The sequence below is a fragment of the Methanolobus sp. ZRKC5 genome (assembly GCF_038446525.1).
Taxonomy (GTDB): domain Archaea; phylum Halobacteriota; class Methanosarcinia; order Methanosarcinales; family Methanosarcinaceae; genus Methanolobus.
On the sequence record NZ_CP151792.1, the window covers coordinates 1244779 to 1269192 of the forward strand.

General features: G+C 41.9%; 30 protein-coding genes. 20 read left to right on the top strand and 10 right to left on the bottom strand.

The window, feature by feature from the left end; translation table 11 throughout:
* The gene (locus tag WN948_RS06010; RefSeq protein WP_342306089.1) at positions 1 to 753 is read right to left on the bottom strand and encodes a tRNA (adenine-N1)-methyltransferase; all 753 of its coding nucleotides are present in this window, start codon (positions 751 to 753) and stop codon (positions 1 to 3) included.
* Entirely contained in the window at positions 753 to 2597 is a 1845-nt protein-coding gene (locus tag WN948_RS06015; protein WP_342306090.1) for an HD domain-containing protein, read from the bottom strand. The genes WN948_RS06010 and WN948_RS06015 overlap by 1 nt, the downstream gene beginning before the upstream one ends.
* Before the next feature lie 212 nt (positions 2598 to 2809).
* On the opposite strand from WN948_RS06015, the gene WN948_RS06020 reads away from it, so the two are divergent.
* From WN948_RS06020 to WN948_RS06030, 3 genes are all read left to right on the top strand, one after another.
* Positions 2810 to 3622: a restriction endonuclease gene (locus WN948_RS06020; protein ID WP_342306091.1), complete on the top strand. Its 813-nt coding sequence runs from the start codon at positions 2810 to 2812 to the stop codon at positions 3620 to 3622.
* 73 nt (positions 3623 to 3695) lie between these two features.
* Positions 3696 to 4715 (top strand): S-methyl-5-thioribose-1-phosphate isomerase, encoded by a 1020-nt coding sequence (locus WN948_RS06025; protein ID WP_342306092.1) that lies wholly within the window; start codon positions 3696 to 3698, stop codon positions 4713 to 4715.
* 97 nt (positions 4716 to 4812) lie between these two features.
* Positions 4813 to 4995 (top strand): preprotein translocase subunit Sec61beta, encoded by a 183-nt coding sequence (locus WN948_RS06030; protein ID WP_342306093.1) that lies wholly within the window; start codon positions 4813 to 4815, stop codon positions 4993 to 4995.
* A 44-nt stretch (positions 4996 to 5039) separates the two neighbouring features.
* On the opposite strand, the gene WN948_RS06035 is transcribed toward WN948_RS06030, so the two are convergent.
* Positions 5040 to 5351, bottom strand: coding sequence for a signal recognition particle protein Srp19 (locus WN948_RS06035; RefSeq protein WP_342306094.1), 312 nt, complete (start codon positions 5349 to 5351; stop codon positions 5040 to 5042).
* Positions 5352 to 5669: 318 nt separating this feature from the next.
* Here WN948_RS06035 and WN948_RS06040 point away from each other — a divergent pair.
* Both WN948_RS06040 and WN948_RS06045 read left to right on the top strand, forming a co-directional pair.
* A protein-coding gene (locus tag WN948_RS06040; RefSeq protein WP_342303728.1) for an IS1 family transposase occupies positions 5670 to 6352 on the top strand; the annotation gives its coding sequence in 2 pieces (ribosomal slippage) (positions 5670 to 5996 and positions 5999 to 6352; 681 coding nt in all).
* A 211-nt stretch (positions 6353 to 6563) separates the two neighbouring features.
* Entirely contained in the window at positions 6564 to 6839 is a 276-nt protein-coding gene (locus WN948_RS06045; RefSeq protein WP_342306095.1) for a hypothetical protein, read from the top strand.
* On the opposite strand, the gene WN948_RS06050 is transcribed toward WN948_RS06045, so the two are convergent.
* Positions 6836 to 7303 (bottom strand): DUF5806 family protein, encoded by a 468-nt coding sequence (locus tag WN948_RS06050; protein WP_342306096.1) that lies wholly within the window; start codon positions 7301 to 7303, stop codon positions 6836 to 6838. The genes WN948_RS06045 and WN948_RS06050 overlap by 4 nt on opposite strands.
* A 107-nt stretch (positions 7304 to 7410) precedes the next feature.
* Between WN948_RS06050 and WN948_RS06055 the strand changes: the two genes are divergently transcribed.
* Positions 7411 to 7821, top strand: coding sequence for a universal stress protein (locus WN948_RS06055; RefSeq protein WP_342306097.1), 411 nt, complete (start codon positions 7411 to 7413; stop codon positions 7819 to 7821).
* Positions 7822 to 7874: 53 nt separating this feature from the next.
* Here the strand turns inward: WN948_RS06055 and WN948_RS06060 are convergent, their stop codons facing one another.
* Entirely contained in the window at positions 7875 to 8687 is an 813-nt protein-coding gene (locus tag WN948_RS06060; protein ID WP_342306098.1) for a sugar phosphate isomerase/epimerase family protein, read from the bottom strand.
* An 89-nt stretch (positions 8688 to 8776) separates the two neighbouring features.
* Between WN948_RS06060 and WN948_RS06065 the strand changes: the two genes are divergently transcribed.
* The 11 genes from WN948_RS06065 (at position 8777) to WN948_RS06115 (ending at position 16168) form a co-directional block, all read left to right on the top strand.
* Positions 8777 to 9808 (top strand): peptidase U32 family protein, encoded by a 1032-nt coding sequence (locus WN948_RS06065; RefSeq protein ID WP_342306099.1) that lies wholly within the window; start codon positions 8777 to 8779, stop codon positions 9806 to 9808.
* Positions 9808 to 10194 carry a DUF5402 family protein gene (locus WN948_RS06070; protein WP_342306100.1) on the top strand — a complete coding sequence of 129 codons (387 nt, stop codon included), beginning with the start codon at positions 9808 to 9810 and terminating at the stop codon, positions 10192 to 10194. Before WN948_RS06065 ends, WN948_RS06070 begins: the two co-directional genes overlap by 1 nt.
* A gap of 250 nt (positions 10195 to 10444) precedes the next feature.
* On the top strand, positions 10445 to 11359 hold the full coding sequence (mtrE, locus tag WN948_RS06075) for a tetrahydromethanopterin S-methyltransferase subunit E (RefSeq protein WP_342306101.1): 915 nt from the start codon (positions 10445 to 10447) through the stop codon (positions 11357 to 11359).
* Positions 11356 to 12075 (top strand): tetrahydromethanopterin S-methyltransferase subunit D, encoded by a 720-nt coding sequence (mtrD, locus tag WN948_RS06080; protein WP_342306102.1) that lies wholly within the window; start codon positions 11356 to 11358, stop codon positions 12073 to 12075. Before mtrE ends, mtrD begins: the two co-directional genes overlap by 4 nt.
* Positions 12076 to 12885 (top strand): tetrahydromethanopterin S-methyltransferase subunit C, encoded by an 810-nt coding sequence (gene mtrC, locus WN948_RS06085; RefSeq protein WP_342306103.1) that lies wholly within the window; start codon positions 12076 to 12078, stop codon positions 12883 to 12885.
* Positions 12882 to 13196: a tetrahydromethanopterin S-methyltransferase subunit B gene (locus WN948_RS06090; protein WP_342306104.1), complete on the top strand. Its 315-nt coding sequence runs from the start codon at positions 12882 to 12884 to the stop codon at positions 13194 to 13196. Before mtrC ends, WN948_RS06090 begins: the two co-directional genes overlap by 4 nt.
* 1 nt (position 13197) lies before the next feature.
* On the top strand, positions 13198 to 13926 hold the full coding sequence (gene mtrA, locus WN948_RS06095) for a tetrahydromethanopterin S-methyltransferase subunit A (RefSeq protein ID WP_342306105.1): 729 nt from the start codon (positions 13198 to 13200) through the stop codon (positions 13924 to 13926).
* Between the two features lies 1 nt (position 13927).
* Positions 13928 to 14158, top strand: a complete 231-nt coding sequence (locus tag WN948_RS06100; RefSeq protein ID WP_342306106.1) for a tetrahydromethanopterin S-methyltransferase subunit F — start codon at positions 13928 to 13930, stop codon at positions 14156 to 14158.
* 1 nt (position 14159) lies between these two features.
* On the top strand, positions 14160 to 14393 hold the full coding sequence (mtrG, locus tag WN948_RS06105) for a tetrahydromethanopterin S-methyltransferase subunit G (protein WP_342306107.1): 234 nt from the start codon (positions 14160 to 14162) through the stop codon (positions 14391 to 14393).
* Positions 14394 to 14411: 18 nt separating this feature from the next.
* Entirely contained in the window at positions 14412 to 15368 is a 957-nt protein-coding gene (gene mtrH, locus WN948_RS06110; protein ID WP_342306108.1) for a tetrahydromethanopterin S-methyltransferase subunit H, read from the top strand.
* Between the two features lie 230 nt (positions 15369 to 15598).
* The gene (locus WN948_RS06115) at positions 15599 to 16168 is read left to right on the top strand and encodes a hypothetical protein (RefSeq protein WP_342306109.1); all 570 of its coding nucleotides are present in this window, start codon (positions 15599 to 15601) and stop codon (positions 16166 to 16168) included.
* Here WN948_RS06115 and WN948_RS06120 read toward each other — a convergent pair whose 3' ends face one another.
* The 4 genes from WN948_RS06120 to WN948_RS06135 form a co-directional block, all read right to left on the bottom strand.
* The gene (locus WN948_RS06120; protein WP_342306110.1) at positions 16169 to 16447 is read right to left on the bottom strand and encodes a DUF1894 domain-containing protein; all 279 of its coding nucleotides are present in this window, start codon (positions 16445 to 16447) and stop codon (positions 16169 to 16171) included. It abuts the gene before it with no gap.
* Positions 16448 to 16463: 16 nt separating this feature from the next.
* Positions 16464 to 17468, bottom strand: a complete 1005-nt coding sequence (gene purM, locus WN948_RS06125; protein WP_342306111.1) for a phosphoribosylformylglycinamidine cyclo-ligase — start codon at positions 17466 to 17468, stop codon at positions 16464 to 16466.
* Positions 17458 to 18876: an aspartate kinase gene (locus WN948_RS06130; RefSeq protein ID WP_342306112.1), complete on the bottom strand. Its 1419-nt coding sequence runs from the start codon at positions 18874 to 18876 to the stop codon at positions 17458 to 17460. The genes purM and WN948_RS06130 overlap by 11 nt, the downstream gene beginning before the upstream one ends.
* Before the next feature lie 109 nt (positions 18877 to 18985).
* On the bottom strand, positions 18986 to 20215 hold the full coding sequence (locus WN948_RS06135) for a hypothetical protein (RefSeq protein WP_342306113.1): 1230 nt from the start codon (positions 20213 to 20215) through the stop codon (positions 18986 to 18988).
* Between the two features lie 111 nt (positions 20216 to 20326).
* Between WN948_RS06135 and WN948_RS06140 the strand changes: the two genes are divergently transcribed.
* The 3 genes from WN948_RS06140 to WN948_RS06150 all read left to right on the top strand — a co-directional run bounded on the left by WN948_RS06140 (position 20327) and on the right by WN948_RS06150 (position 23898).
* The gene (locus tag WN948_RS06140; RefSeq protein WP_342306114.1) at positions 20327 to 21523 is read left to right on the top strand and encodes a cofactor-independent phosphoglycerate mutase; all 1197 of its coding nucleotides are present in this window, start codon (positions 20327 to 20329) and stop codon (positions 21521 to 21523) included.
* A 560-nt stretch (positions 21524 to 22083) separates the two neighbouring features.
* Positions 22084 to 22869: a winged helix-turn-helix domain-containing protein gene (locus WN948_RS06145; RefSeq protein WP_342306115.1), complete on the top strand. Its 786-nt coding sequence runs from the start codon at positions 22084 to 22086 to the stop codon at positions 22867 to 22869.
* A 276-nt stretch (positions 22870 to 23145) separates the two neighbouring features.
* Positions 23146 to 23898, top strand: a complete 753-nt coding sequence (locus WN948_RS06150) for a coenzyme F420-0:L-glutamate ligase (protein ID WP_342306116.1) — start codon at positions 23146 to 23148, stop codon at positions 23896 to 23898.
* On the opposite strand, the gene WN948_RS06155 is transcribed toward WN948_RS06150, so the two are convergent.
* Positions 23884 to 24345, bottom strand: coding sequence for a cytidine/deoxycytidylate deaminase family protein (locus WN948_RS06155; RefSeq protein ID WP_342306117.1), 462 nt, complete (start codon positions 24343 to 24345; stop codon positions 23884 to 23886). The two genes, WN948_RS06150 and WN948_RS06155, sit on opposite strands and share 15 nt — an antisense overlap.
* Between the last annotated feature and the right edge of the window lie 69 nt (positions 24346 to 24414).

Consider the following 24414-nt stretch of genomic DNA (forward strand, 5'->3'; position numbering starts at 1 on the left):
TCAGGCTCTTGCTATTGTGATAAAGCCTGTATGTCCTACTTTTGAGGTGGATGGCCTGGTACCTCTTGATGAGAATGATATCTCACGCTCCGTACATTCTATCGTTGTCACATCACAGAAATGTGCGGCCTCAATTGCATCACGTATCTCTTTTGTCTGTTCAAAGAACGGAGAATAAGTAGCAAGGAATCCCCCAGGATACAGTATGCTCTCCACATAAGGTATGACATCTTTTGAATTCTGAGTATCAAGGGTTATTAAATCGAATTTCTCATCAATGTTCTTTATTTCATCAACAATGTCACCACAGCGAAGTTCTACATTATCAAGACCTGCATTTTCTACATTTTTACGGGCAACCTCTACGAAATCTTCCCTGACTTCATATGTTACGACGCGTTTTGCAATGGAACCAAGATACATTGTCATTATACCCGATCCAGTCCCTGCATCCAGTACAGCGTCATTCTTATTGAGTCCGGTATAGGCGATTATCATGCCTATGTCCTTGGGCATCATTGGAGCACCGGTCCTTTTTGCGTGACGGAAGAAATCCGGCATTTTAGGACGCTGTATAGTAAACTCCTGACCTTTATGCGACACCACTGTGTCACCAGGAGCCTTGTCCATGAGAGAGGAAAGTTCTATAATACCAAAATTCGTGTGCAGTTGATCATCGGAAACCTTTGCGATAAACTCTTTGACCTTATCCCTGTGGGAAGTCTTTAGCAAAACCAATTCACCAGTTAACATTATTTTACACCTGTAGGACGTTTTTTTGAGACATACCTGTTGGAAGGAATCGTAACAATATCCCTCTTAATAGAATGCCTGCCCATTGAAAGATGAGACATCATTTCCTCGAATTCCGGGCGGTAGGCATCTGCAAGAGTCCCTGCATATTCAACCCCTTCCCATGTAAGCACATATTCATAACTCTGCCGGAACCGGCCATCTTTTTCATAGTAGCGAAGATCCTCATCAACGATACCCATAGCAACGAGTACCTGTATATCCTCAAAGACCTTCTCACAGTAGGGGAAACCGTACCGTTCATGGAATGAATAATCGAAAAGGTTCTTCAATTTAGGGAAGCCACTTAGTTCACGGATGGTACGATAAAGCCAGGTAATATGCCGAAGACGCGGGATTGAAATATAACCCGGTTTCTCTTCTGTGAAGAGACTGTGCACTGCATAGAACAACAGGATTATGCCTTCTATTGGAAGATACTGATCTTCACGAGTGAAATTAAGCAGCCGGGGTGAAAGGTCATCGACCACCTTGCGTAACTCTGAGAGAACAGCATTTGAATCTTTATCCGTTACCACGTCCGGGTGAGAGAAAGCAGTAAGTGATAACTGTCGTGATATTGCCCGGACCAGACCATTGGCGAGTGCAGATTCGTCGTAGAAGAAACCATCTTCTTCATCCATTGCAATGCGCATACTTTTTGGGACACCTGAAGCCACCGTAAGGTCCACAAGTACATCTCCAAATTCCTGAGTAAGTCTCGCCTCAAGCCTTTTTGTAGCCACCCCATGACGAGCAATAGTGGAGAGTGCCATCCTTGTTGATGGCCTGATAATTTTCTGACTTAGTCGGGCTACCGGCACATATAACCTGCCATCACGCAGGTCATCCAGTAACTTACATGATTTTTCAGATGCACTTGATCGGATAAAATTGAGCAGCTCGTTGTCATTATATTCAGTGAAGAAACGAACGACCTCATCCTTTGCAATATCCACCCCTGATGCATCCTTGAAATGTTCGAGTGCATCCTCAAGCGCATAGAGTATCATCACCCTGGCAGCCTGAGTCTTCGGGTTGTGTATGATCGCAGTATAATGATGAGCCCTGGATATCAGCAAAGATTCAGCAGCCGTCAGAGCCATATCGCTTCCATAGCTTGAGCCGTCAGAGCTTCCCAGCACGACATTTTCATCCTTGATGATGAGACTGCCGATTATCTGGTCAACATCTATGAGCCCGAAGGAAACACCCGTGTGATACGAGTCACGCAGGAGAAAATCAATCCTGTCGGCATCCACATCACCTGCGATTATTTGAGCAAGATACGGTTTTGAAATGGACTGAGCATCCCCGGTAGCTATCTTTGAGATCTCATCAAAGAATTGGAACGGGTCTGTACCAAATTCTGATTCCACATACTGTGCGATATAATTATCCTGCGGGAGCAATCTGGAAATAATGTCCTTCGAGAATGCCTCATGTTTGATGAATTTCTTACCCTCGATAACTGGTTGCAATAGAGGATTACGTTTGAGCACATTCTCAACTGCATGGGAGAATGCAGAGTGACCCACATCATGCAGGAGTCCGGCAAGACGTATCTTGCGTATGTCCTCGTCCTCAAGTGACAGGGACTGACCTATTACGGATGCCATGTGCATGGTTCCGATGCTGTGCTCAAAACGCGTGTGGTTGGCACCAGGATAAACATGATCAACTAACCCAAGTTGCTGTATATGACGCAGGCGCTGCACGTGCTTTGTGCTCAGGAGCATCTGTTCGAACTCATCAAGTATGATGGTCTTGTGAACAGGATCATGGATTATCAGGGGTTTTTGCATTGGAAAATAATAAGGACTATTGGAATAAATAAAGTTTGAACAATAACAGTAATATTGTTATACATGAAAGAGAAAACATATCATTATCCACCGGAATTACTAAAGACCTTGATTGATGTGATTCCAAAACTTTGCAAATCAAAACCAGATTTGCTCTTGTTTTTTAAAGGAGCAGGAGTTCCAAAACAAATCACAAACCCTTCGAAGATTTATTGCAAACTAATAGAAACGATTTCAATAAATATCATGTTTCACGCGAAATCCTATCTGCGGTTAATGAACAAGGAGATAGATTGCTTGCGGCAAGAAGGGAAATAATAAAACGGGTAACAGAATTTGAAGATTTCAGCGTTTGTTGGGATAATGATCGAGCAGCTGCGAGAGGATTAGTTGCACAAGTACGCGACATGGTAAATGTTAAAGATAGCTTTACAAAAATGAAAATTGAAAAGGATGAAGAAAAACGTAGGCGTTTGGAGCAACAAAAAAAGTTAGGTGCCGAAAAACAAAACAAAGCAATTAAACTCCAAAGTGTTAAAACTGAACTTTTTTCACTATTTGGACAACAAAATGCTCAAAAACGTGGTAAATCTCTTGAAAAAGTCTTAAACGATTTATTTGCATGTTACAACATTTCGGTTCGTGAGACATTTACTATAAAAGGCAAATGTGCCGAAGGGATTATTGAACAAATTGATGGACTTATTGAACTTGAAGGACACCTCTATTTAGTTGAAATGAAATGGTGGAATACACCCATCGGCACGGCAGACATATCCCAACACTTAGTACGCTTGTTTAATAGAGGGGGGCATGCAAGAAGATTTTTCATATCCTATTCCGAATTTACAGAACCGGCAATATCTAATTGCAGAGACGCGCTAAGTGCAGGAGCCATAATAGCACTATCTACTCTTAAAGAGATAGTTGCTTTATTGGAAGAAGAAGGCGATTTAAAAATTTGGCTTAAAAGAAAAGTAAACGCCGCAATAGTTGATAGAGAACCATATTTTATTGCTGAGTGATATATACCGAACATAAAGTTAAAGTATCCTTTACATTTTTATCCCAGTTCATACCTATAAAAGAGCAGATAACATGAGAACCATAGACTGGAATAACGAAAATAATTCTATTGTAATGATAGACCAGACACTTCTCCCACTGGAGTACAAGGTCATTGAATGCAAAACGCTTGCTTCGCTCTGTGAGGGTATCAAATCCCTGCGTGTAAGAGGAGCTCCTGCGTTGGGAGCTGCCGGTGCATATGGTATTGCACTTGCCGCAACCCTCAGCAGTTCCAGCAACATGGAAGCCCTCATAAGGGATCTGGAAATAGCTGCAAAGACAATAAAAGCAACCCGACCCACGGCAGTAAACCTTGCATGGGGCATTGACAGGACCATGAGTGCCATCTCGGATGCATACGACCGCAATGGTATCAAAGACGTAGTGCTGTCCGAAGCAAAGAATATTGCTGATGAAGATGTGGCAACTAATAAGAAACTGGGAAAATACGGAGCAAAACTACTGGAAGATGGCGATACCGTCATGACTCACTGCAATGCAGGAAAAATGGCGTGTGTCGACTGGGGAACAGCACTTGGAGTTATCCGCTCTGCTGTTGAGGCAGGTAAAGAGATAAAGGTCATTGCCTGTGAAACACGACCACTGAATCAGGGCGGCAGGATCACTACCTGGGAACTCATGCAGGACAATATAGATGTGACACTCATTACTGATTCCATGTCAGGATATGTTATGAGTAAGGGAATGGTCGACAAGGTGATCGTGGGTGCTGACAGGATAACCGGAGATGCAGTCTTCAATAAGATAGGAACCTATACACACTCAGTACTTGCAAGGGAACATGAGATACCGTTCTTTGTTGCGGCACCAATATCTACATTTGACCCGAATAACTGGGAAGACACTGTTACTATTGAGGAGAGAGATGCAAATGAACTACGCTTCTTTAAGGATGTGCAGATAGCACCCGCAGATGTAAAAGTGTATAATCCCGCATTTGATGCAACACCAATGGAGAATGTCACTGCCGTCATCACAGAAAAGGGAGTATTCTATCCACCATTTTTGCTGGATGAACTCCTTGCATGAAGGCACAGTTTTTTAAACCATTAATTACATGGAAGGGACAAATAAATTAATAATAACTAATAATACCTAGTTATCAATCAATAAATACGGAGATACAATGACAAAGAAGAAATCCAGTTCTGGCGGCGGCTTGATGTCATCTGCCGGTCTTATGCGCTATTATGAAGCCGACAAAAGAGCAATACACGTAGACCCAAAAACCGTGATTACGATTGGCATAGTTATCGGAATTATTATCCTTATACTTGATGCAAACTTCGGAATGTGGCCAATAGCATAAGCCATATCCCAATCATTCTTTTTTTGAAATAAAATAGTAAACTATCAGGAACGCATTTCCTTGATAGCGGAGCATATCCTTCTGGACAGATGAGTCTTTGGTGCAGTATTATCTATAAGCACCCTACCACTAGTTTCCCACCAGCTGCGAGGATAAGCCTTGTCTGCCTCCACCTCAGGATTGAGTCCCAGCTTTTGTGCCGCCTGATTTATTTCATTGATAGTTGGGGACTCCACCGAAGTCTTTCTGGAGACAATGCGGCCGTCACGCCTTGATTTAGTCTTATCGATGTACGCAGGCCATATGACCAGTTTACCCCTGTCTTTCATCAACATGAGTCTAACAATACAACTCATTGAATTTAAATTTGCCCTGAAAATGAAACTTGCACAAACCCTCATTTAAATGAGAAAAATAAACTGGACATACATTACAATGTAATGCACTAGTTATTTGAAGTCGAACACATGGAAGGATTATTTCGTGCTTTTGAAAAGAGCAAATGAATTGATGAAGCAAAAGGTTGCATATGAGGAGACTGTGAAATTTATAAAGAAAATGAGCTTAAAAATATGTACTATTGTCTTGAAACCAATGAGGAATAATCTTAAAATATAAATTTTTGGCTTTGGTAATTAAACATCGTTATATAATATGATGGCCTCTTTTTATATATGAATTGTCCAAAGTGTAAGAGTTCCAGTCATAAGAAGAACGGTAGGATTGATGGTCGACAACGCTACAAATGCCATGATTGTGGATACAACTATTCAGTAGATATAAAATCCACCGCTAGCCCCGTATCTGTTAAGCGACAGGCTTTACAACTCTATCTGGAGGGGTTGGGATTTCGTTCAATTGGACGTTTTTTGGGCGTTAGTCATGTTTCTGTTCAAAAATGGATTCGAAAATTTGGTAGTGAATTAGAGGATCTAAAAAGTGAAAATGAGATTTCTGTTGTGGAATTGGACGAGATGCATACTTATATTGGGAATAAAAAAACTACTGCTGGATATGGATTGCTGTTGATAGATATGGGAAGAAATTCATCGATTGCTCTTTTGGCAGCAGAGGAACAAAAACAGGACAAAAACTCTGGAAAAAGTTAAAGACAAAAGAGGTTGGGGAAGTAATGACGGATTATTGGAGGGCATATGCCAAGTTAGTCCCCAGAAACATCCATACTCGATCAAAAGCAGAAACATATACTGTTGAAGGATACAACAGCATATTTAGGCATTTCCTGGCAAGACTAAGGAGAAAGTCAAAGTGTTATACTAAAAGTCTTGAAATGCTAAAAATCTCCGTTTTGCTCTTGATGAAATATAGGAATAAAGAACTAGCTATGTTTAATTAACAATGCCAAATTTTTAACTCACTATGTACAAAGCTGCGATGACTAATTTATTCACTATTTTTTTAAGATCATAGGACCGCATCTTGCAGATCTTTAGTATAATACATTGCTACTTCAAACTTTAATATCATTTTTCTCAGGAGCCTGCAAATCGACAGATTGTTGGTGACAATGGATAAGACTTAAGTATACAGAATACTGCCTTGTACCAATGATAGACACACCCCGGGAAATAAAAGTTGAAACTGAAGTTGAAGACTTTATCCGTAATTCTAAAAAGGACTACCGCCTGTGCACTACCTGCGGCGGGCCTGCTATAGTCTCTGCAGACATGAGTGTGCCCAAAGATTCAGACATAAAGCTAAAAATGGGAGACAACACTTTGCATGTATCCAAAGTACAGGCAAGGTATATCAGGCAGATTGAGATGAGAATGTTACTTGGGTATTTAAACTACTGTAAAAGAAATGGGCTTGAAGAGTGCTAATACTCTTCATCCAGTGATTCATTTATATTTCTCAGTACCTCGGCAACGAGTAACTGAACCTCTGTGGCATGCTCTTCAGGAACCTCGCTTCCTTCTGTGTCCATGAGTTTTTTTATATCCGCTACCATCTGGTGGATCATCGATAGCATTTCTTCCTGTGTTATAAGGCCTGCATAATATGCATAAAAGAACGTAGTACCGCTGCGCTGAATTTTTTTCTTGAAAGATGCCCTAGCATTTGAAACTTCCTGTCTTGAATAAGACTCATCCATGAACGGAACAAGCTCCGGCAGGTTCTCGCCTATCCATGTCATTTCCGACTGATTGGAGAGATTCTTAAAATCAGCACACATCCTGGAGATGACCCATTCCCTTGCCGTAAGATGTGTTGTCTCTTTCAAAAACCGGGTTACATCGGAATAACTTTTGTTATTCATCTTTTTGAATTTGCGGTATTTGTTCATGGTCATTCACCAATTATCAGACTGACACACATTTGGTATTGCAGCCATTGTATTACACAATAGTATTCCAACATATTTAAGAATAACTTGCACAGTTCAGAAATAGAATGAAAATACTCATCCCTACAGATGGTTCAATTTATTCTTCAAATGCAGCCAAAGTTGCAGGAAAGATAGCTCTAAAACATGACTATGAGCTAATTATCCTCCATGTCGTCCCGGATAAGGGATTCTCAAGAAAGACATGGCAAAAAAAAGGTGCGGATCAGGTTATTTCCACAATCGTAGACATTCTTTTGGAAACAGGATGCGACAGGGAAAAAATAAAAACCATCATAGAAGATGGTAGCGCTCCTGAAAAAATAGTAGAGGTTGCTGAAGATATGCGTGTTGATCGCATAGTCATTGGCACACAGGGCAAGAATGGCCTGAAAAAACTAGTCGGATCTGTCACCGAAAAAGTACTGCAGATATCTGACGTACTGGTACTGGTGGTGCCACCTAACTATACCATTTAAGATTTGAAGCCAGAAATGGATAATAAAAAATAAAGCTGGACATCAAATTGCTATTACAGAATACCAAACGCCTTTTTTATTGTTTCTTTTCCTGAACGGACATCCTCAATTGAGAAAACTTCCATATTGTAGATGCCTTTGTAATTCTTCAGCTCTTTCAAGGCAGTATAATCAATAGTACCTGCACCAGGAGCCAGATGCTCATCCCCGTCATACTCACCAGTCCAGACCCCGCTATTGTCATGAACATGCACGTGAACCACATGTGGAGCAAGGGTCTTTGCAAATTCATGAAGCTTTGCAGAGTCACCACCACAGGTGAGGTTAGCATGACCTATATCGAAGGTTGCACCAAGATTATCAGAATTAACTTCACTCACAGCTCGAACAAGTCCTTCGACATTGCAACACATGTTACCAGTTGAAGTGCCTTCTTTGTTCTCAAGCCCTAGCATAACTCCGCATTCCCCTGCATAAGCAGCAAGGATTTTCAGGTTAGATACCATTTTTTTGAAACTGGCTTCATAATCACTGCCAAATCTACCAGGATGCAGTACAATAGCCTTTGATCCAAGTCTTGAAGCAAGTTCGATAGATTCCCGGATTAGACGAAACTCCCTGTCACCCATACTAGCTGTGTCAACTACTACATCTTTAGGATAAGTTGGAACATCTGCAAAATAAGGAGCATGCAGTGACGTTTGAAGATCAAATACCGAAAGCTCATCAAGTATTGACTCAATGAGACCTTTCTGCAATATGGAATCCTTATACACACCGAGTTTTGGCATGTATAGTTCTACTGACTGTAATTCTGAAGCAATTTCGGAAAAGCTACCTGCAAAGGATGAAGCGCCTAATATCATGGCTAACAGGTTAGACTAGCCAATGATAAGATTTTTGCTTTGTTTCCAGAACCAAAATACTTATCTAAATTAAAGAGTACCACCAAACGATGAAACTTTATGCGCCCCATGTGGGCCACCTTGAGGGACTTGAGGAATTGCTTACCGGTTCCAATGATATATATGGAATTTATATGGCCGGTACTCCCGATTATGTGGGAACCGGCAGAACTAACCTCAGTGCACCGGGACTTGAGGAGATAGCCGAGCAAACCGAATATGCCCATGATAAAGGCGTCAAAATGGAAATCGTCCTTAACAGTTCATGTATGGGCGGACAGCACCTCACCCCTGAAGGATACAACAGGATCAACTGGTATTTTAAGCAGCTAAATAATCTGGAGATAGATTCCATAACTGTTGCTGAGCCTTATTTTGTGGAAATGCTTGCAAAGGATTATGATATGGAAGTTGTAGTATCAGTCCTTTCATTTGTGGATTCTCCGCAGAAGGCGGAGTTCTATGAAAACCTCGGAGCAGACACTATAGTAATAGATCCGGTAGTCAACCGGGATTTTGATAAACTTGAAGCGATCCGGGATGCGGTTTCCACCGATCTGAAATTACTTGTGAACGAAGGATGTCTTTACCAATGTCCTTTCAGGTATGCACACTTCAATTTTTTCTCCCACGCAAATGGACCGGGACCAAAACTGAATGTACTTGATGACTACTATTATTACAAGTGCCTTTCAATCAGGATAAGTGACCCACAACAACTTATCAAGTCCCCGTGGATAAGACCTGAAGACCTCAAGGAATACAGGCATATAACGGACATATTTAAGATCGGTGGAAGAACGCATTTCCCAAACTGGATACTTAACAATGTCCAGGCCTATGCAAATGAATCATATGACGGTAACCTCATGGACCTGCTGGATTGTCCCAAGGACCTGAAAGACCTGTTCTATATACCCAATAAAGAACTTGATGGTGCAATATCCCAGTGGAAACAATGTACTAAGGTCTGCAATAAATGCGGGTACTGTAAAAAACTGGCAGAAAAGATTATCAAGGTATATTCCACTGAAGGCTGCGAAAATATACTCAAGCCCCTGAAAGAAAATGGAGGGCAATAATGACAATTACAGAAACATTAGCAAATAACCGCGGTGATCTTGAGACAAAACTGAGAAACCTGCTGGCAAAACCGGTTTTTATCATAGAAATGGATGTTTTTGCCCTCCCTTGTGGATGCAAAGGAACTACCATAAACACCAGAGGTTTGCAATACGATGACCTTGAGATATTTGAGGGACACATCAACGAATATTTGAAAACGACATCAGAGAGTCTGGAGATAGAACCGTCTTTCCTTTTTGCAAGAGTTGTGCCAGGTACATCTGAAATAGCCTCACTCAACAGTCGTGTACTTTGCAATAGATGTTACATGGATTTTGCCCGAGGTACTGGCAAAAGACCAAGACCTGACATATATATACTTAGCTTTACACGCCGGGATTAAAAAATAGCTCACTCATATAAACCAAAATATATATTTATACCGTTGGCTGCTCTTCAATTTTTTTTATTATATACTCATAAAAGACCTCTTTTTTAATCGAATCTATACGAAAGCTTTAAGAAGTATTTAATATAATGCAATCCACCTTACGTTAGTTTACGCCATAGCAATTATAATAGAATCTTTAAAAAACAATTATTGTAATTTTGGCACGATTTACTTAATACAAATATAAAAGGAGGAAATGTGAATGGAACCGCTCACAGGTATGGGCGTACTCGCACTTATGGGAGCAGCTGCAACTATTGCAGGTGCCTCTGAGGATCTTGAATCAGATGTTGGGTCACAAAGTAACCCGAACTCACAAGTGCAGTTAGCACCCCAGATGATGTATCCACACAGGATCTATAGTAAAGCTGTTTCTGGTGAACCACCTTCAAACGCACTTATGTGTGCAATTGGTGGAACAACAGCATCCGTTTTGATTAGTACTGGTGCATCTGCAATACTGGCATTGGTCATCGGAGCAATTGTCGCTGCAGCAATACATGGTACTTATTCAGTGACAGCATATTTCGGCAGATCAGCAAGTCAGAAACGTTTTAAACAACCAGTTTATCTTGATTTGATTAGAAGTCACACACCCGTAATCATGGGATATTCCTTTATCACAACATTCTGTATACTTGTGGTATCATATCTTATGGTAGCCGTACTGGCACACCCCTTTTCACTGCCACTTCTGGCATTCATTTGGGGAATCACTGTAGGTGCAATCGGTTCATCAACCGGTGACGTACACTACGGTGCAGAACGTGAATTCCAGAACGTCGAATACGGCTCAGGTCTTAACGCTGCAAACTCAGGTAACATCGTGAGGAAAGCAGAATCAGGTCTGAGAAATGGTATCGACAATTCATGGTTCTGTGCAAAATTCGGTGGACCTGTCACAGGTCTCGCTTTTGGTATGACCGTGTTTCTCAGTGGTTGGGTCACAGCTCTTTTCGACCCGTCAAAGGGAGATGCTATTGGCTGGGTTTCAGTCATAGCAGGTGTGATTATTGTACTTATCCTGATATTATGGAACAGGAACATTGAAGTTGCTGCACGCACTGCCTATGGAACATACAAAGAAGATGAAGTAGATGCAGAGGTGGCAGCATGATCGATATAGCAGGCATTTTGATGAGTAACATACTCTACGTAGCTCTCATCACACTTGGTGGAGCACTTATTTCATGGAGTGTTCACTTCGTACCTGTCGGTGGTGCTCCGGCAGCTATGGCACAGGCAACAGGTATCGGTACAGGTACTGTCCAGCTTGCAGCTGGTGCAGGTCTTACAGGTCTTGTAACAGCAGGCGCCATGATGCAGGTAACAAATAATATGCCACTCATTCTCGCATCCGGCGCAGTCGGTGCAATGATAATGATGTCCGTAACAATGATCGTAGGAGCATGGGTATACACATACGGTGTTGGTTGCCCGCCTGCATCAGCAAAGGTCAAGTACGACCCAATTACAAAGGACAGGCAGGACCTCTATGTATCACAGGGTACTGAGGGACACGGACTTCCAACAGTATCATTTGTAAGTGGTGTAATTGGCGGCGCACTCGGTGGAATTGGCGGCTCAGCTATATACTACTCCCTTATGAGCATTGAGAACGGACTCCCCCTTGTAGACCTTGTAGGTATGGCCAGTGTTTTCGCAGTAGGTATCTTCTTCGTTAACGCAGTAATACCATCCTATAACATTGGAGGAACCATCGAAGGTTTCCACGACCCTAAGTTCAAGAGATTCCCAAAGGCAGTAATCTCATCATTAATAGCAACATTCGTGTGTGCAATTCTCGCTGTATTGTCCATAGGAGGTCTGTAAATGTCAGCAGGTGGAAGTGGAGCAGCCGCAGAGGCAATCCCACAGAATAAAATTATAGCCTTTGGCGTTGTAGGCGGAATTATCGGAATATATGCAGCATATTTCCTTGTGGGCATGGTTGGACAGTATATGTCCTTCATAGGTGCACTTGGCGCAATGTGCGGTATGATATGGGGCGCTGCAGCAGTCAGAAGAGTAGCAAGCTACGGACTTGGTACTGGTGTACCATCAATCGGTGTTCTTGCACTTGGTATGGGCATACTTGCAGCAACATTCGGACTTTCAGTCGGAGGCGTTGCAGGACCGGTAATCGCACTTATAACAGCAGCACTTTTTGGTCTACTTATAGGTGTTCTTGCAAACAAGATACTCAATATGGGCATCCCCATCATGGAAATATCCATGACAGAAATCGCAACAGCTGGTACGATCACCATCATTGGTCTTACTATCGCAATGACCGGAACATTTGACTTTGCAGTAGTACTTAAGCAAGTCATCAGTACCGGATACATTGCTGTTATCTTCATAGCAGGAGGACTTGCTATACTTCACCCATTCAATGCAAACCTGGGACCTGACGAGAAACAGGACAGGACACTCATAGTTGCATTGGAAAAAGGTGCACTGGTAATGGTAGTTGCAGGAATAGTTGCAAGCATAAACGAAGGAGCATCCGGCTCACTTACTATCCTTATAGGACTCGCACTATGGTACATAGGGTTCAGCGGTTTCTATGAGCGCGTAAAGAGAGATGCATACGTAGTAGTTGGCACTGGCCAGTTGCCAACAAAGGAGGAATTAGAATGAGCATGGTACACGTAGCCCCTGAGGCACATCTTGTACTGGATCCACTTACATCCCTTCTTGCAGCAGAAAGAGAGGATATAATTGCTTATTCAATGGATCCGATCATGGCACAGCTTGATGAACTTGACAAAATAGCTGATGACCTCATCAACTCCCTGTCACCAAGCAAAGAATTAATGAACTCATTCCCAGGACGTGAACAAACCTCATACCATGCAGGTTTCTACGGCAACACCTTCTACGGTGTAATAGTAGGTCTGGGAGTCGCAGGACTTATGCTTCTGGTCATGGGCGCATTAGGAGTGATGTGAAATGGTAGATAAAAGAGAACCTGCAGTCGGATGGCCAATACTTAAAGGCGAGTACGATGTCGGCGACGTTAAGAACTGTGTTGCAGTCGCAACATGTGGTTCACACCTTGCAGCAGGTCCACAGTTAGATGCAGGTGCATGTCTGACAGGCCCATGTAAGACCGAAAACCTTGGTCTTGAAAAAGTAGTTACACACGTAATATCAAACCCTAACATCAGATTCCTCATTGTAACCGGATCTGAAGTAAAAGGTCACATTACAGGTGAAGCAATTATCAAGATCCATGAAAATGGTGTTAAAGACAACAGGATCGTCGGTGCAAGTGGTGCAATTCCTTATGTAGAGAACCTATCGGATGAAGCAATAGAGAGATTCCAACAGCAGGTTGAATGTATCGATCTCATCGGTACTGAGGACATGGATGCCATTGTTGCAAAAATCAAGGAATGTGCAGCAAAGGACCCTGGAGCTTTCGATGCAGATCCAATGGTACTTGAAATGGGAGATGGAGCAGGTGACGAAGGCGAGGAAACTGGCGGACTTAAGCCAATGGCAGCTGAAATTGCAACCGTCAGAAGCAGGATACTGGGCATCAATAAGGAAATGATGGCAATCGGTAACCTCAACAAGTTCCACTCTGGTGTACACGCTGGTAAGGTAGAAGGCGCAATGATAGGCCTTTCAATCACATTAGCACTCCTTGGAATGCTGCTGTTCGGAGGTAACTGATATGGCAGAAGAACAAGAATATGGAAAAGGCGTACCAATGGTCATAAACCCACAGATGGGACCCATTGAAGCCGTAGTTGAGGATATCCGTTACAGAGCCCAGCTCATTGCAAGAAACCAGAAACTCGATTCAGGAGTATCTGCAACAGGTGTATCTGGTTTTATAGCAGGATTCGTATTTGCGCTGGTAATGGTAGTAATAATACCTATGTTCGTCTGGAAGGTGATTTAAAATGGCTGACAGTAGCGACAGGGTACCAAGCGTAGTTACAAATCCGGAAGACTTCAACGCAGTACTTGAGAAACTCAACCTGATAGATGAGAAGGTCGAGTTTGTTAACAGTGAAGTAGCACAACGTATCGGAAAGAAAGTAGGAAGAGACATAGGAATATTATACGGAGCTGTTGTTGGAATAATCATATTCCTGCTTTATGTTCTGTTCCTTGCACCTATGCTCGGTATTTAAAATAAAGAGGTTGTTCATATGTTCAAATTTGACAAGAAACAAGAGGTATTCGAGGTCGGCGGAGTTAATTTCGGTGGCCAGCCAGGCCAATACCCAACAGTACTTATAGGAACGATGTTCTACAACAGGCACAAGATTGTGACTGATGAAGACAAGGGTGTCTTCGATGTAGAGGCTGCAAACAAATTATGGCAGTCAATGGTTGACATGGGACAGATCACTGGTAACCCAATCGTAAACCAGATTGTAGGAGAAACACCGGAAGCAATCAAAAAATATATCGACTGGTTCATTGAAGTCGATGAAAAGACACCATTCCTTATTGACTCATCTGCAGGCGATGTACGTGCAGCTGCAGCAGCCTATGTGACAGAAATAGGTGTAGCTGACAGGGCAATCTACAACTCAATCAACGCCAGTGTCCATGCTGACGAGATCGAGGCAATCCGAGACAGCGACATCAATGCATCCATTGTCCTTGCATTCAATGCAACCGACCCAAGCGTAAAAGGAAAACTTGAGATCCTTGAGAGCGGCGGTACAGGTCAGGAAAAGGGTATGCTTGAGATAGCAAAGGAATGTGGAATCACAAAGCCATTGATCGATGTAGCAGCAACACCACTGGGCGCAGGTTCCGGTGCATCCATGAGAGCAGTAATTGCTGTTAAGGGTCACCTTGGACTCCCTGTTGGTGGTGGATACCATAATATGGCATCTGCATGGGACTGGATGAAGACTTACAAAAAGCAGTTCGAGACAAAAGAAGAGAGGCAGGCAATCTACATGCCAGCTGATATCGGAACAAACCTTGTACCACAGATACTCGGTTCAAACTTCCAACTCTTCGGACCTATTGAGAACACTTCAAAAGTATTCCCTGCAACAGCAATGGTTGACATTATGCTTGCAGAGACTGCAAAGGAACTCGGCCTTGAGATCATGGACGAGAACCACCCAATCAACAAGCTGGTTTAAAACCAGCTTTCTTTTTTTATTTATTAACAATTTAGCAAGGAACCGCAGGTATTATTTAAAATCCCGCACCCTGTTTACCAACGTACATTTACAATTCACATACACACATACAATTATAGGCTGGACTGTATGACCTTCCAAATGTGGAGGAACTAAAACAGGAACTACCTATAATAAGCATAACATTTCCAAGAGCAAAATAATTAAAGCAACAAATACTATCATCTAGAATGACCGAGGCAATGCTGATATGGGACAATCCTTTGTTGTTTGAGAAACTGTTCAAAGAGCATGGCATAAAGTGCCAGAGAATTGTATCTGAATCAATTGGCACACCTTTTACCCCGGCATGCAAATGTGTGGTTATTCCAACCGGTTTTGCGAATAAGGAATACACGAAGATCTTGCCTGGAATTGAAAGGAACGTTAAAAACTTCGAGAAATTTGTAAGCAGAGGCGGCAACCTCGTAATATTCAGCCCCATGGTACCTCATTACAAATACAACTGGCTTCCAATGGAACTCGAATACGTACAGCAACAACAGCAAGTAACCCCCGTCTGCAAAACAAAAGACCATGAAGCACAGTGTCTTGTCGAAGACACCTGCACTGAAGTAGAATTTGATGGATATTTCTCAAAAACAGATGCGGAAGTAGTGTTCAGTGATGAAACAGGAAACCCACTTATGGTTGTAAAGGAATTGGGAGATGGCAAAATAATTGCCACGACCATTCACGAGTTTCCATCAGGAAAGTTCCTTAAATGGATCAATGAAACTGCAAAAATGAGCAAATTGTAACTATTCTTTAAAATCCTTCTCAAGCTGCTCTGCAATATCTGCGGCATCAGGCACCCTGAGTACAAAGAGTCCAAAACATGGCTTGATGAACTGGAAGAACACCTCGTCTCCTTTTACTCCAACCGGAACATTATCCCCCATAAGAGCCACACCACGCAACCGATAACCACCGGCAACGTGATACACCTTATCAGACTTTTCCTGGATGAGTTTATCGCACTGAGCCGGAGTAGCTCCCTTTAACAGGATTTCAAATGGAATGTCATTGATACAAGCCATGGTAACACCTTATAGATTATTCAACAATAACAAGTTCACCAGTCTTTATACTTTTTTCCACGATACGACCTACTATTTTTCCACCAGTCATACTGGCAGCTTTTTCAGCCTGATCAAGCGGAAGTATGATCACAAATCCCATTCCCATATTGAATGTCCTGTACATTTCAAGATCATCAACATTGCCTTCTTCCTGAAGGAACTTGAAGATAGGAGTTGGCTCTATCGGATCAGTGAAATCAAAACCAAGATCTGTCACACGTTTAAGTTTCAATAGACCGCTGCCCGTTATATGCGCAAGACCATGTACTTCGCATTCCTTAATGACATCAAGGACTTCCATGTAGATACGGGTAGGAATCAGAAGCTCATCACCTACTGTAGTTGATGCATCGTAAGGGAACTCATCTTGATATGAATAGGAAGATTCGTCAACTATCTTTCTGGCAAGGGTGTAGCCATTACTGTGAACACCATCACTTGGAATGCCAACAATTGCATCCCCAAGTTGGACCTTTTCCCCTGTAATGATCTTATCTTTTTTGACCATTCCCAGACAGGTACCTGCAAGATCAAAACCTTTCACTATATCTGGAAGAGTAGCCGTTTCACCACCAACTATTGACATGCGTGAGATCTCAGCACCCCGCCTCAGACCTTCACCGATCTGAGCTGCAAAGTCCTCATCATGTTTTTCAAGGGCAAGATAATCAACAAATGATAGAGGTTCGGCACCTATGGCAAGCAGATCATTGACATTCATTGCAATACAATCAATTCCCACAGTATTCCACCGCTGCATCTCATTTGCTATCAATACTTTGGAACCCACACCATCTGTAGCAAGAGCGAGAGCATACTCACCAAAGTCTATAAGGCCTGCATAATGGCCGATACCGGTCAACGGAGCACCCAGACCCTCACGCTTGTAAGTCATACCCTTTGTGAGTGCCTTGATAGTCTCTTCTTCCTTTTCGATGTCAACCCCGGAATCAGCATACGTTAGGTGTTTATCGTTCATTTGAAATCCCTGCATTATTATCAAGTTCAAATTCTTTGTGTAAGGTCCGCACAGCATCAAGCGATTCCCTTGAACTTATTACAAAGGAAATATTGTGCTGTGATGAGCCCTGACTAATCATAATAATATTTATACCGAATTTTCCAAGAGAGTTGAATACTTTTCCTGCAACTCCCGGAATGCCATCCATTCCTGCACCAACAACAGCAACTACACAGACATCACGATCATAGGCAACATCGCCCACCACATTGGTCGTGAATTCTGACCTTATTGTTGCTACTGCCGTCTCAAGATGATCCTCATTGACCACCAGCGACATGTTAGCTTCAGAAGAACCCTGGCTAATCATAATAATATTGACACCTGCATTTGCAAGTGTGGAAAATACCCTTGCTGCCGTACCGATTGTACCCACCATTCCGGCTCCACATATATTAATAAGGGCAACCTTATTGATGAGAGTTACTGCCTTGACAACATCCTGTGCCTGATGCTGTTCTGCAACGATCAAAGTACCCGGAAAATCCGGCTCAAAGGTATTCTTCACACGTACAGGTATCTTGTGTCTGATAGCAGGCTCAATGGTCCTCGGATGAAGAACCTTGGCACCGAAATAAGAAAGTTCCATAGCCTCGATATATGATATCTGAGGTATTGGGCTTGCCTCCGGCACTATTTTAGGATCAGTGGTCAGTATTCCATGAACCTCTTTCCAAAGCCATATTTCATCAGCATTAATAGAAGCACCTATAATGGATGCGGAGAAATCAGAACCTCCACGCCCAAGGGTGGTAATTATATCCTGTTTATTCTGGGCAATGAAACCGGTAACCACCGGAATGTGATCCTTGAGTAAAAGACAGAGCCTCTCATGTACCTGAGAATAACTGTCTTCAAGTGGTTTTGCATCACCATAATTGGAATCTGTGACAATACCTGCCTCCCCACCTGTGAATGCTTTTGATAGAGTGCCAAGTGAGCGAATAGAACCGCTTACAATAGGAACTGCAAGACGCTCGCCATATGAAGAAATATAATCTATTGAACGTTTGGTCAGTTCACCAAGATAGCATATACCGATCAAAGCTTTTTCAAGCTCATCGACCCTGCTATCTATTACCTCTACACATTCTGACCTTATCTTATCATTATCAATAGCAACGTTAATTGCATCATAATGCTTTTTGGACAGATCGGTAATGAATTCCTTGACCTGGGTCACTTTGCCATTTATAGCTACTTCTTTTGCAGTGTTCAGCAATCCGTCTGTAACACCACCAAGTGCAGAGGTCACTGCCACAAGTTCATTGCCATCCGTATGGTATTGCCTTAAAAGCTCTGCCACATGCCGGATCTTTTCACCGTTTTCCACGGAAGTCCCGCCGAACTTCATTACGATTCTCATGATACAACCACGTTTAATTTGTCAGCTAATTTCGTCTATAAACAGTGCAGACTAATATAAAGATTATGAGTAAAGCAAACATGGTTCCAAGGCAGATAAAATAAAAAAATTACCTGAATTTCTTAAAGAACATTAAAAACACAACAAAAACTCCTGCTGTCACAATTAGAGATACCATATTCGAAACATTAGATGTGGAAGGCAACGATGGTAAGGAGAAATTAGCGGACTTGTCAGAAGCAGTTCCATTCCCAAAGCCTTCTGTAGCTGAATTTGCCATTTCGATAATTGATTCTGTAATATTTTCCTTTATGTTGACAGACACCGAAAATTCCTCAGAATAATATGAAATGTCATCATCTTCACCAATTGTCATAAGTGTTGCTTTATGCACTCCTGCATCCAGTTCTTCAGTCACCGTTCTATAAATTCCCGGATTTACGTATCTTCTGGAATCCACAAGTTCGCCATCAACCATAATTCGGACCTCTGGAAAAGAATCATCGACATAGTAACTGACAATAGCAACACGTCCGGCCTTTAATCCGCCATCAACCGGAGACTCGACATTTATGTCAATCCCATCCGAATACTTATCGTCACCATCAGCACCAGATATTGAGTTCTGCTGCAATGAAACATGTTTGAGGAAAACAGTAATTGAATCATCAGTTTCAAAAAAAGCCTTCACATTTGCAAGGAAAATCGTCCGTGGTTGTTTGTCGGAATAAGCTGTGTAATAGAAATAATCCCCTTCTTCAACTTCATCCTCTTTCACCAGTTTCCCGCTAAGCCTGAGCTCCAGGGAGACTTCACCATCATCCACACCAGTAGCCGTAAGGGTATAAAAGCCTGCCAATTCAAGCTCTGAATCATCTTTTAAAGTATAACTCTTGTCCAGAATTAGATAATCATCAACGTCTTCCACGGGATCAATATATTGTTCAATGTAAATGGTAGAATAGATCTCATCATCTGACTTTTTCACAGAACCTTCCGGAGTTATCCTGAGGATTAAGTAATCTACTTCTGTTTCTTCGTCATCATCTTCATCTTCAACTATTGAACGGACATACTCAAACGGATTATCTTCTTTAGCAAAGTTTTCATCCAGCTTGACCTCTTCCCCATTAAGGTACAATTCTACCAGGATGGCACCACTTTTGCTGTTCATATCCACAACTTTAAATGAGTAACCTTGCTCCAGGAAAATCTCATCCTGTACACTTACGGCAGGTTCCGAATAATGTATCATCGCTTCTGTCCTGATACCTGAAACAGGGGAAATGCACAGGATAAGCATACAAATGAAGATAATTACAAAATGTATATATTTCATCGAAACCTCACATAATTAAACTGGATAAAAATGACATAATGGTATGTTACTTAGCTGACATATATTAATGCCTTATAGCTTTTATTTATTTCTATTAATATAGGTGAAAATATGAAATATGTAGTACTTATCGGAGATGGCATGGCAGATGAGCCCCTGGAGGAACTTGGAGGAATGACAGTTCTTCAGAAAGCCAACACAAGCAATATGGATTATATTACCATGTATGGCAGAGCAGGACTGGCACAAACAGTCCCTGAAGGATTGCCGCCTGGAAGTGACGTGGCGAATATGTCAATTGTGGGCTATGATCCTAAGAAGTACTATTCGGGAAGGGCACCTCTTGAAGCTGCAAGTATGGGAGTGGATCTCGAAAAGAACGATGTTGCTTTTCGCTGTAACCTTATAACTATTAAGGATGATCTCATTGTCGATTACAGTTCAGGACATATCACTAATGAGGAAGCTAAGGAACTCATTGAGAGCATAGATTCTGAACTTGGTAGCGATAAACTCAGTTTCCACCCGGGCATCAGCTACAGGCACCTTATGGTAGCAAAGGAAGGACTTGGAGCTAATACAGAATGCGTACCACCACATGATGTTATCGATGAGAACAGGCATGAACACATGCCAAAGGGAGAAGACAGCGAGATCATCTCAGATCTTATAGAAAGCTCCATGAAAATACTGGAAACACAACCAGTAAATGAAAAGAGAATTGCCGAAGGCAAGAATCCTGGGAACTCCATATGGCTTTGGGGACAGGGATTTGCACCTGCATTCACTCATTTCAACGAGCTTTACGGACTCAAAGGTGCTATAATCTCAGCTGTCGACCTTGTAAAAGGAATAGGAATCTACGCAGGACTTGATGTCATTGAGGTCCCAGGAGCAACCGGTTACCTTGATACAAATTATATTGGCAAGGGTGAGTATGCCATAGAAGCCCTCAAAGACCATGATTTCGTGTTCGTACACGTGGAAGCACCAGACGAAGCAGGCCACATGGGAGATATGAATGCGAAGATACAGGCAATCGAGGATTTCGATGAGAAGGTCGTAGGCACCGTTCTCAAGGCTGCCATGGAAATGGAAGAGGACATAACCATTATGGTATTGCCGGACCATCCCACACCAATTGCATTAAGGACCCACACATCAGTGCCAATCCCCGTAGCTATATACTGCACCTCAGAAGAAGCGCCGGACAGTGCAGATGCCTTTGACGAGGATTCTGTTCAGAAAGGCTCACTCGGAACAGTATATGCACCTGACCTGGTGGGAATGTTAATCAATATGAAGTGAGCGGGACAATTACAAACCACACCGCTTGATGTCTTTTTCATGAGCCACTCCATGGCTCACCTTTTAGATGTAGAACTACGAGCATAATCATTTTTAGTGAGACTTACAATAAATGAAGCAGATAGTCCTCACCATAAATAGATGAATAAGCCCCCATAAGAATATGGGGCTTTCACTTTTTAATAACCCTGAATTTTGCGGCATCAGTTAGAAATATCATCATCCTTTGCTCAGTCGGGGTAACTGTCATCATCGCCGCAGAAAATACAATGCACATATAGTATATTATTCTTCTTGAAAGGTCTTTGAACAGACATACAAAAAAGAGAGAATATGATACAAAGTCATGTCTGAAACTCTTTAATATTGAGCAAATGAAAAGCGATTTCTTTATATAGCAGAGGATTAAACCTTTTAAAAGGTTGGTCATTCAGCATATTTGTACTCTGGAAAAAACAAGTAAAATATACTTTACTTTTTTCCACAAAGCCAGATGCCAATAGATAGCTTTGGCTTTTTCAAGTCAGGAAGAAATATGACTAGCATGAAGGAGTAAGGGCATGAGACGGGCATTAATTGAAACGATTAGCAGATCGGAAAAACGTAAAGATGTACTAATGCTGCTGCAGAACGGACCTGTGGAGATGCAAATTATCCTGAAGACCCTTAACGAAAGCAGGCCTGCTTTACTTCCCCAAATGAAAATACTTGAAGAAGGGCAGCTTGTGGTCAAAGAAAAAGATGCTTATACGCTCTCAAAGTTTGGAAAATTAATCGTCAATGATCTGCAACCACTTCTTAGTACTCTGGACATTCTCGAAGGTAAACTGGATTACTGGACAAAACACAACACCGATTGTATACCCAATGACCTTTTCAACAGATTGCGTGAACTGGAAAGTTGCGAACTTGTCGAGCCGGAATTGTGCGAGGCACTTGAACTTAGCAGAAAAGCGATTTACATGTGCATGAAATCAAAAAGTATTGATACTGTCACTTCATTCTATCATTCGGAATACCCATCATTGTTCATGAAATATGCAGAAAATGGAACAAACTTCAGGTGCATCTTTACAAATGAAGTCCTGTCCAGATTCACATTAGAAAATAAACAGCAATTACATGAACTAATACAATACCCAAATATGAAATTCTACATATACCCGGATAATCTAAACTTATCAGCCCTTATGGTAACACCTGATTTTATGCTGTTACGCCTGCTAACCGTAAGTGGCATCTATGATCCAAGATACATAATGGCATACAAGCAGAGTGCTGTTAATTGGAGTGAAGAGTTTTTTCAGCACTTAATAAGCAAATCCACTGTACTTGAAACACTCTGATTTCCATACGATTACTTTTTTTCATTGAAGGGAAAAACGGAGGCGAGGCAAACACGTTAAAAACGAATCAATGCAAGCTTCAATTATCTGGTTGGTTGGTTGGTTTAGACGAATGAAACCCTATGTTTGCCTCAATAAACCCACTCTCAAATATTATATTGGAGTTCAGCATACTTAAGATAAACTTGTCTTAATTTAATATGTGAGCATAAATTAGCATAGCAACATTTTTTTAAATTAAATAGAATCCTACTATCCGGAGAGTCCTAATTGAAAATGCATGCATTTACTGTGGAAAACATCCCTATGATCAAAAGAGGGGATGACATTGCATCGATCATCTGCGAAAGAACAAGTATTGAAGACAATGATGTCATAATTATAGCATCCACCATTGTTGCAAAAGCTGAAGGCAGGCAATTCAGACTAGAAAATATCACTGCAGGAGAAGCGGCAAAAGGAATAGCAAACAAACATGACATTGATCCAAGATTTGTGCAGGCAGTCCTTGACCGCAGTCATGAGATACTGGTGGATTATCCAATATTTCTCGTAGAAACAGACAACGGACATGTTTGTATCAAAGCAGGAATAGATGAATCAAATGTAGAAAATGGCTATATGCTCGACCTTCCCCAAAATTCAGACCAGAGTGCGAAAGATATCGGCGAAGGTATTGAAAGCAAGGCAGAAAAAAAAGTAAGCGTTATAATTACTGACACCAACGGTAGGGCATTCAAGATAGGCCAGACAGGTATTGCAGTTGGAGTGTACAAAATACATCCGATAAAAAACTGGAAAGGGCAAAAGGATCTCTTTGGAAACACACTGGAAGTGACCGAGGAAGCCATAGCTGATGAGATTGCAGGTGCTGCCAATCTGCTGATGGGTGAAGGTGACGGAGGATACCCCGTAGTAATCCTGAGAGGACTGGAACTCAGGTCTGAAGATGGGTCAATAAAAGAAATGTATCGAAGTGACCGTGAAGATATAATCAAAAAAGGACTTCGCTGTTTAAGCAAAGTCTGATATCGGCATGTTAACTACTTCAACACCTGCCTGTGAGAAGAATTCAAGAGAATCGGTATCTGGATAAGGGTGAATGTAGATGACTCGTTTGATATTGGAATTGATGATCATCTTGGTACACAATATGCATGGCTGGTGAGTGCAGTAAAGTGTCGCACCATCAGTACTCACTCCATGTAGTGCAGCCTGAATGATAGCATTCTGTTCAGCATGAACGGCCCTGCATTTCTCATGACGTGTACCTGAAGCAATGTTATTTTGCTGCCTGATGCAACCTATGTCAAGGCAATGTTCCATGTTCCGTGGAGCACCGTTGTAGCCTGTGGAAACTATACGCTTATCCCTTGCAATTACAGCGCCAACCTTGTTTCTAAGACATGTAGAACGTTTAGCCACAACCGTGGCTATCTCAAGGAAATACTCGTCTATACTTGGCCTGTCATTCATTGTTTAAGAGAAGCAGTAAGTGGTATATATAAGTTATAGTGTAAGAGTGTATTCATCAATTTTAAAAAA

Coding starts and splice junctions, on each gene's coding strand:
- WN948_RS06055 (WP_342306097.1), top strand. CDS start 7,411: ATGAAAATACTCATCCCTACAGATGGTTCAATTTATTCTTCAAATGCA.
- WN948_RS06030 (WP_342306093.1), top strand. CDS start 4,813: ATGACAAAGAAGAAATCCAGTTCTGGCGGCGGCTTGATGTCATCTGCC.
- mtrA (WP_342306105.1), top strand. CDS start 13,198: ATGGTAGATAAAAGAGAACCTGCAGTCGGATGGCCAATACTTAAAGGC.
- WN948_RS06145 (WP_342306115.1), top strand. CDS start 22,084: ATGAGACGGGCATTAATTGAAACGATTAGCAGATCGGAAAAACGTAAA.
- mtrC (WP_342306103.1), top strand. CDS start 12,076: ATGTCAGCAGGTGGAAGTGGAGCAGCCGCAGAGGCAATCCCACAGAAT.
- WN948_RS06065 (WP_342306099.1), top strand. CDS start 8,777: ATGAAACTTTATGCGCCCCATGTGGGCCACCTTGAGGGACTTGAGGAA.
- mtrG (WP_342306107.1), top strand. CDS start 14,160: ATGGCTGACAGTAGCGACAGGGTACCAAGCGTAGTTACAAATCCGGAA.
- WN948_RS06015 (WP_342306090.1), bottom strand. CDS start 2,597: ATGCAAAAACCCCTGATAATCCATGATCCTGTTCACAAGACCATCATA.
- WN948_RS06120 (WP_342306110.1), bottom strand. CDS start 16,447: ATGGCTTGTATCAATGACATTCCATTTGAAATCCTGTTAAAGGGAGCT.
- WN948_RS06100 (WP_342306106.1), top strand. CDS start 13,928: ATGGCAGAAGAACAAGAATATGGAAAAGGCGTACCAATGGTCATAAAC.
- mtrH (WP_342306108.1), top strand. CDS start 14,412: ATGTTCAAATTTGACAAGAAACAAGAGGTATTCGAGGTCGGCGGAGTT.
- WN948_RS06050 (WP_342306096.1), bottom strand. CDS start 7,303: ATGAACAAATACCGCAAATTCAAAAAGATGAATAACAAAAGTTATTCC.
- WN948_RS06150 (WP_342306116.1), top strand. CDS start 23,146: ATGCATGCATTTACTGTGGAAAACATCCCTATGATCAAAAGAGGGGAT.
- mtrD (WP_342306102.1), top strand. CDS start 11,356: ATGATCGATATAGCAGGCATTTTGATGAGTAACATACTCTACGTAGCT.
- WN948_RS06035 (WP_342306094.1), bottom strand. CDS start 5,351: ATGAGTTGTATTGTTAGACTCATGTTGATGAAAGACAGGGGTAAACTG.
- WN948_RS06090 (WP_342306104.1), top strand. CDS start 12,882: ATGAGCATGGTACACGTAGCCCCTGAGGCACATCTTGTACTGGATCCA.
- WN948_RS06060 (WP_342306098.1), bottom strand. CDS start 8,687: ATGATATTAGGCGCTTCATCCTTTGCAGGTAGCTTTTCCGAAATTGCT.
- WN948_RS06155 (WP_342306117.1), bottom strand. CDS start 24,345: ATGAATGACAGGCCAAGTATAGACGAGTATTTCCTTGAGATAGCCACG.
- WN948_RS06010 (WP_342306089.1), bottom strand. CDS start 753: ATGTTAACTGGTGAATTGGTTTTGCTAAAGACTTCCCACAGGGATAAG.
- WN948_RS06025 (WP_342306092.1), top strand. CDS start 3,696: ATGAGAACCATAGACTGGAATAACGAAAATAATTCTATTGTAATGATA.
- WN948_RS06130 (WP_342306112.1), bottom strand. CDS start 18,876: ATGAGAATCGTAATGAAGTTCGGCGGGACTTCCGTGGAAAACGGTGAA.
- WN948_RS06070 (WP_342306100.1), top strand. CDS start 9,808: ATGACAATTACAGAAACATTAGCAAATAACCGCGGTGATCTTGAGACA.
- purM (WP_342306111.1), bottom strand. CDS start 17,468: ATGAACGATAAACACCTAACGTATGCTGATTCCGGGGTTGACATCGAA.
- WN948_RS06115 (WP_342306109.1), top strand. CDS start 15,599: ATGACCGAGGCAATGCTGATATGGGACAATCCTTTGTTGTTTGAGAAA.
- WN948_RS06140 (WP_342306114.1), top strand. CDS start 20,327: ATGAAATATGTAGTACTTATCGGAGATGGCATGGCAGATGAGCCCCTG.
- WN948_RS06045 (WP_342306095.1), top strand. CDS start 6,564: ATGATAGACACACCCCGGGAAATAAAAGTTGAAACTGAAGTTGAAGAC.
- WN948_RS06135 (WP_342306113.1), bottom strand. CDS start 20,215: ATGAAATATATACATTTTGTAATTATCTTCATTTGTATGCTTATCCTG.
- mtrE (WP_342306101.1), top strand. CDS start 10,445: ATGGAACCGCTCACAGGTATGGGCGTACTCGCACTTATGGGAGCAGCT.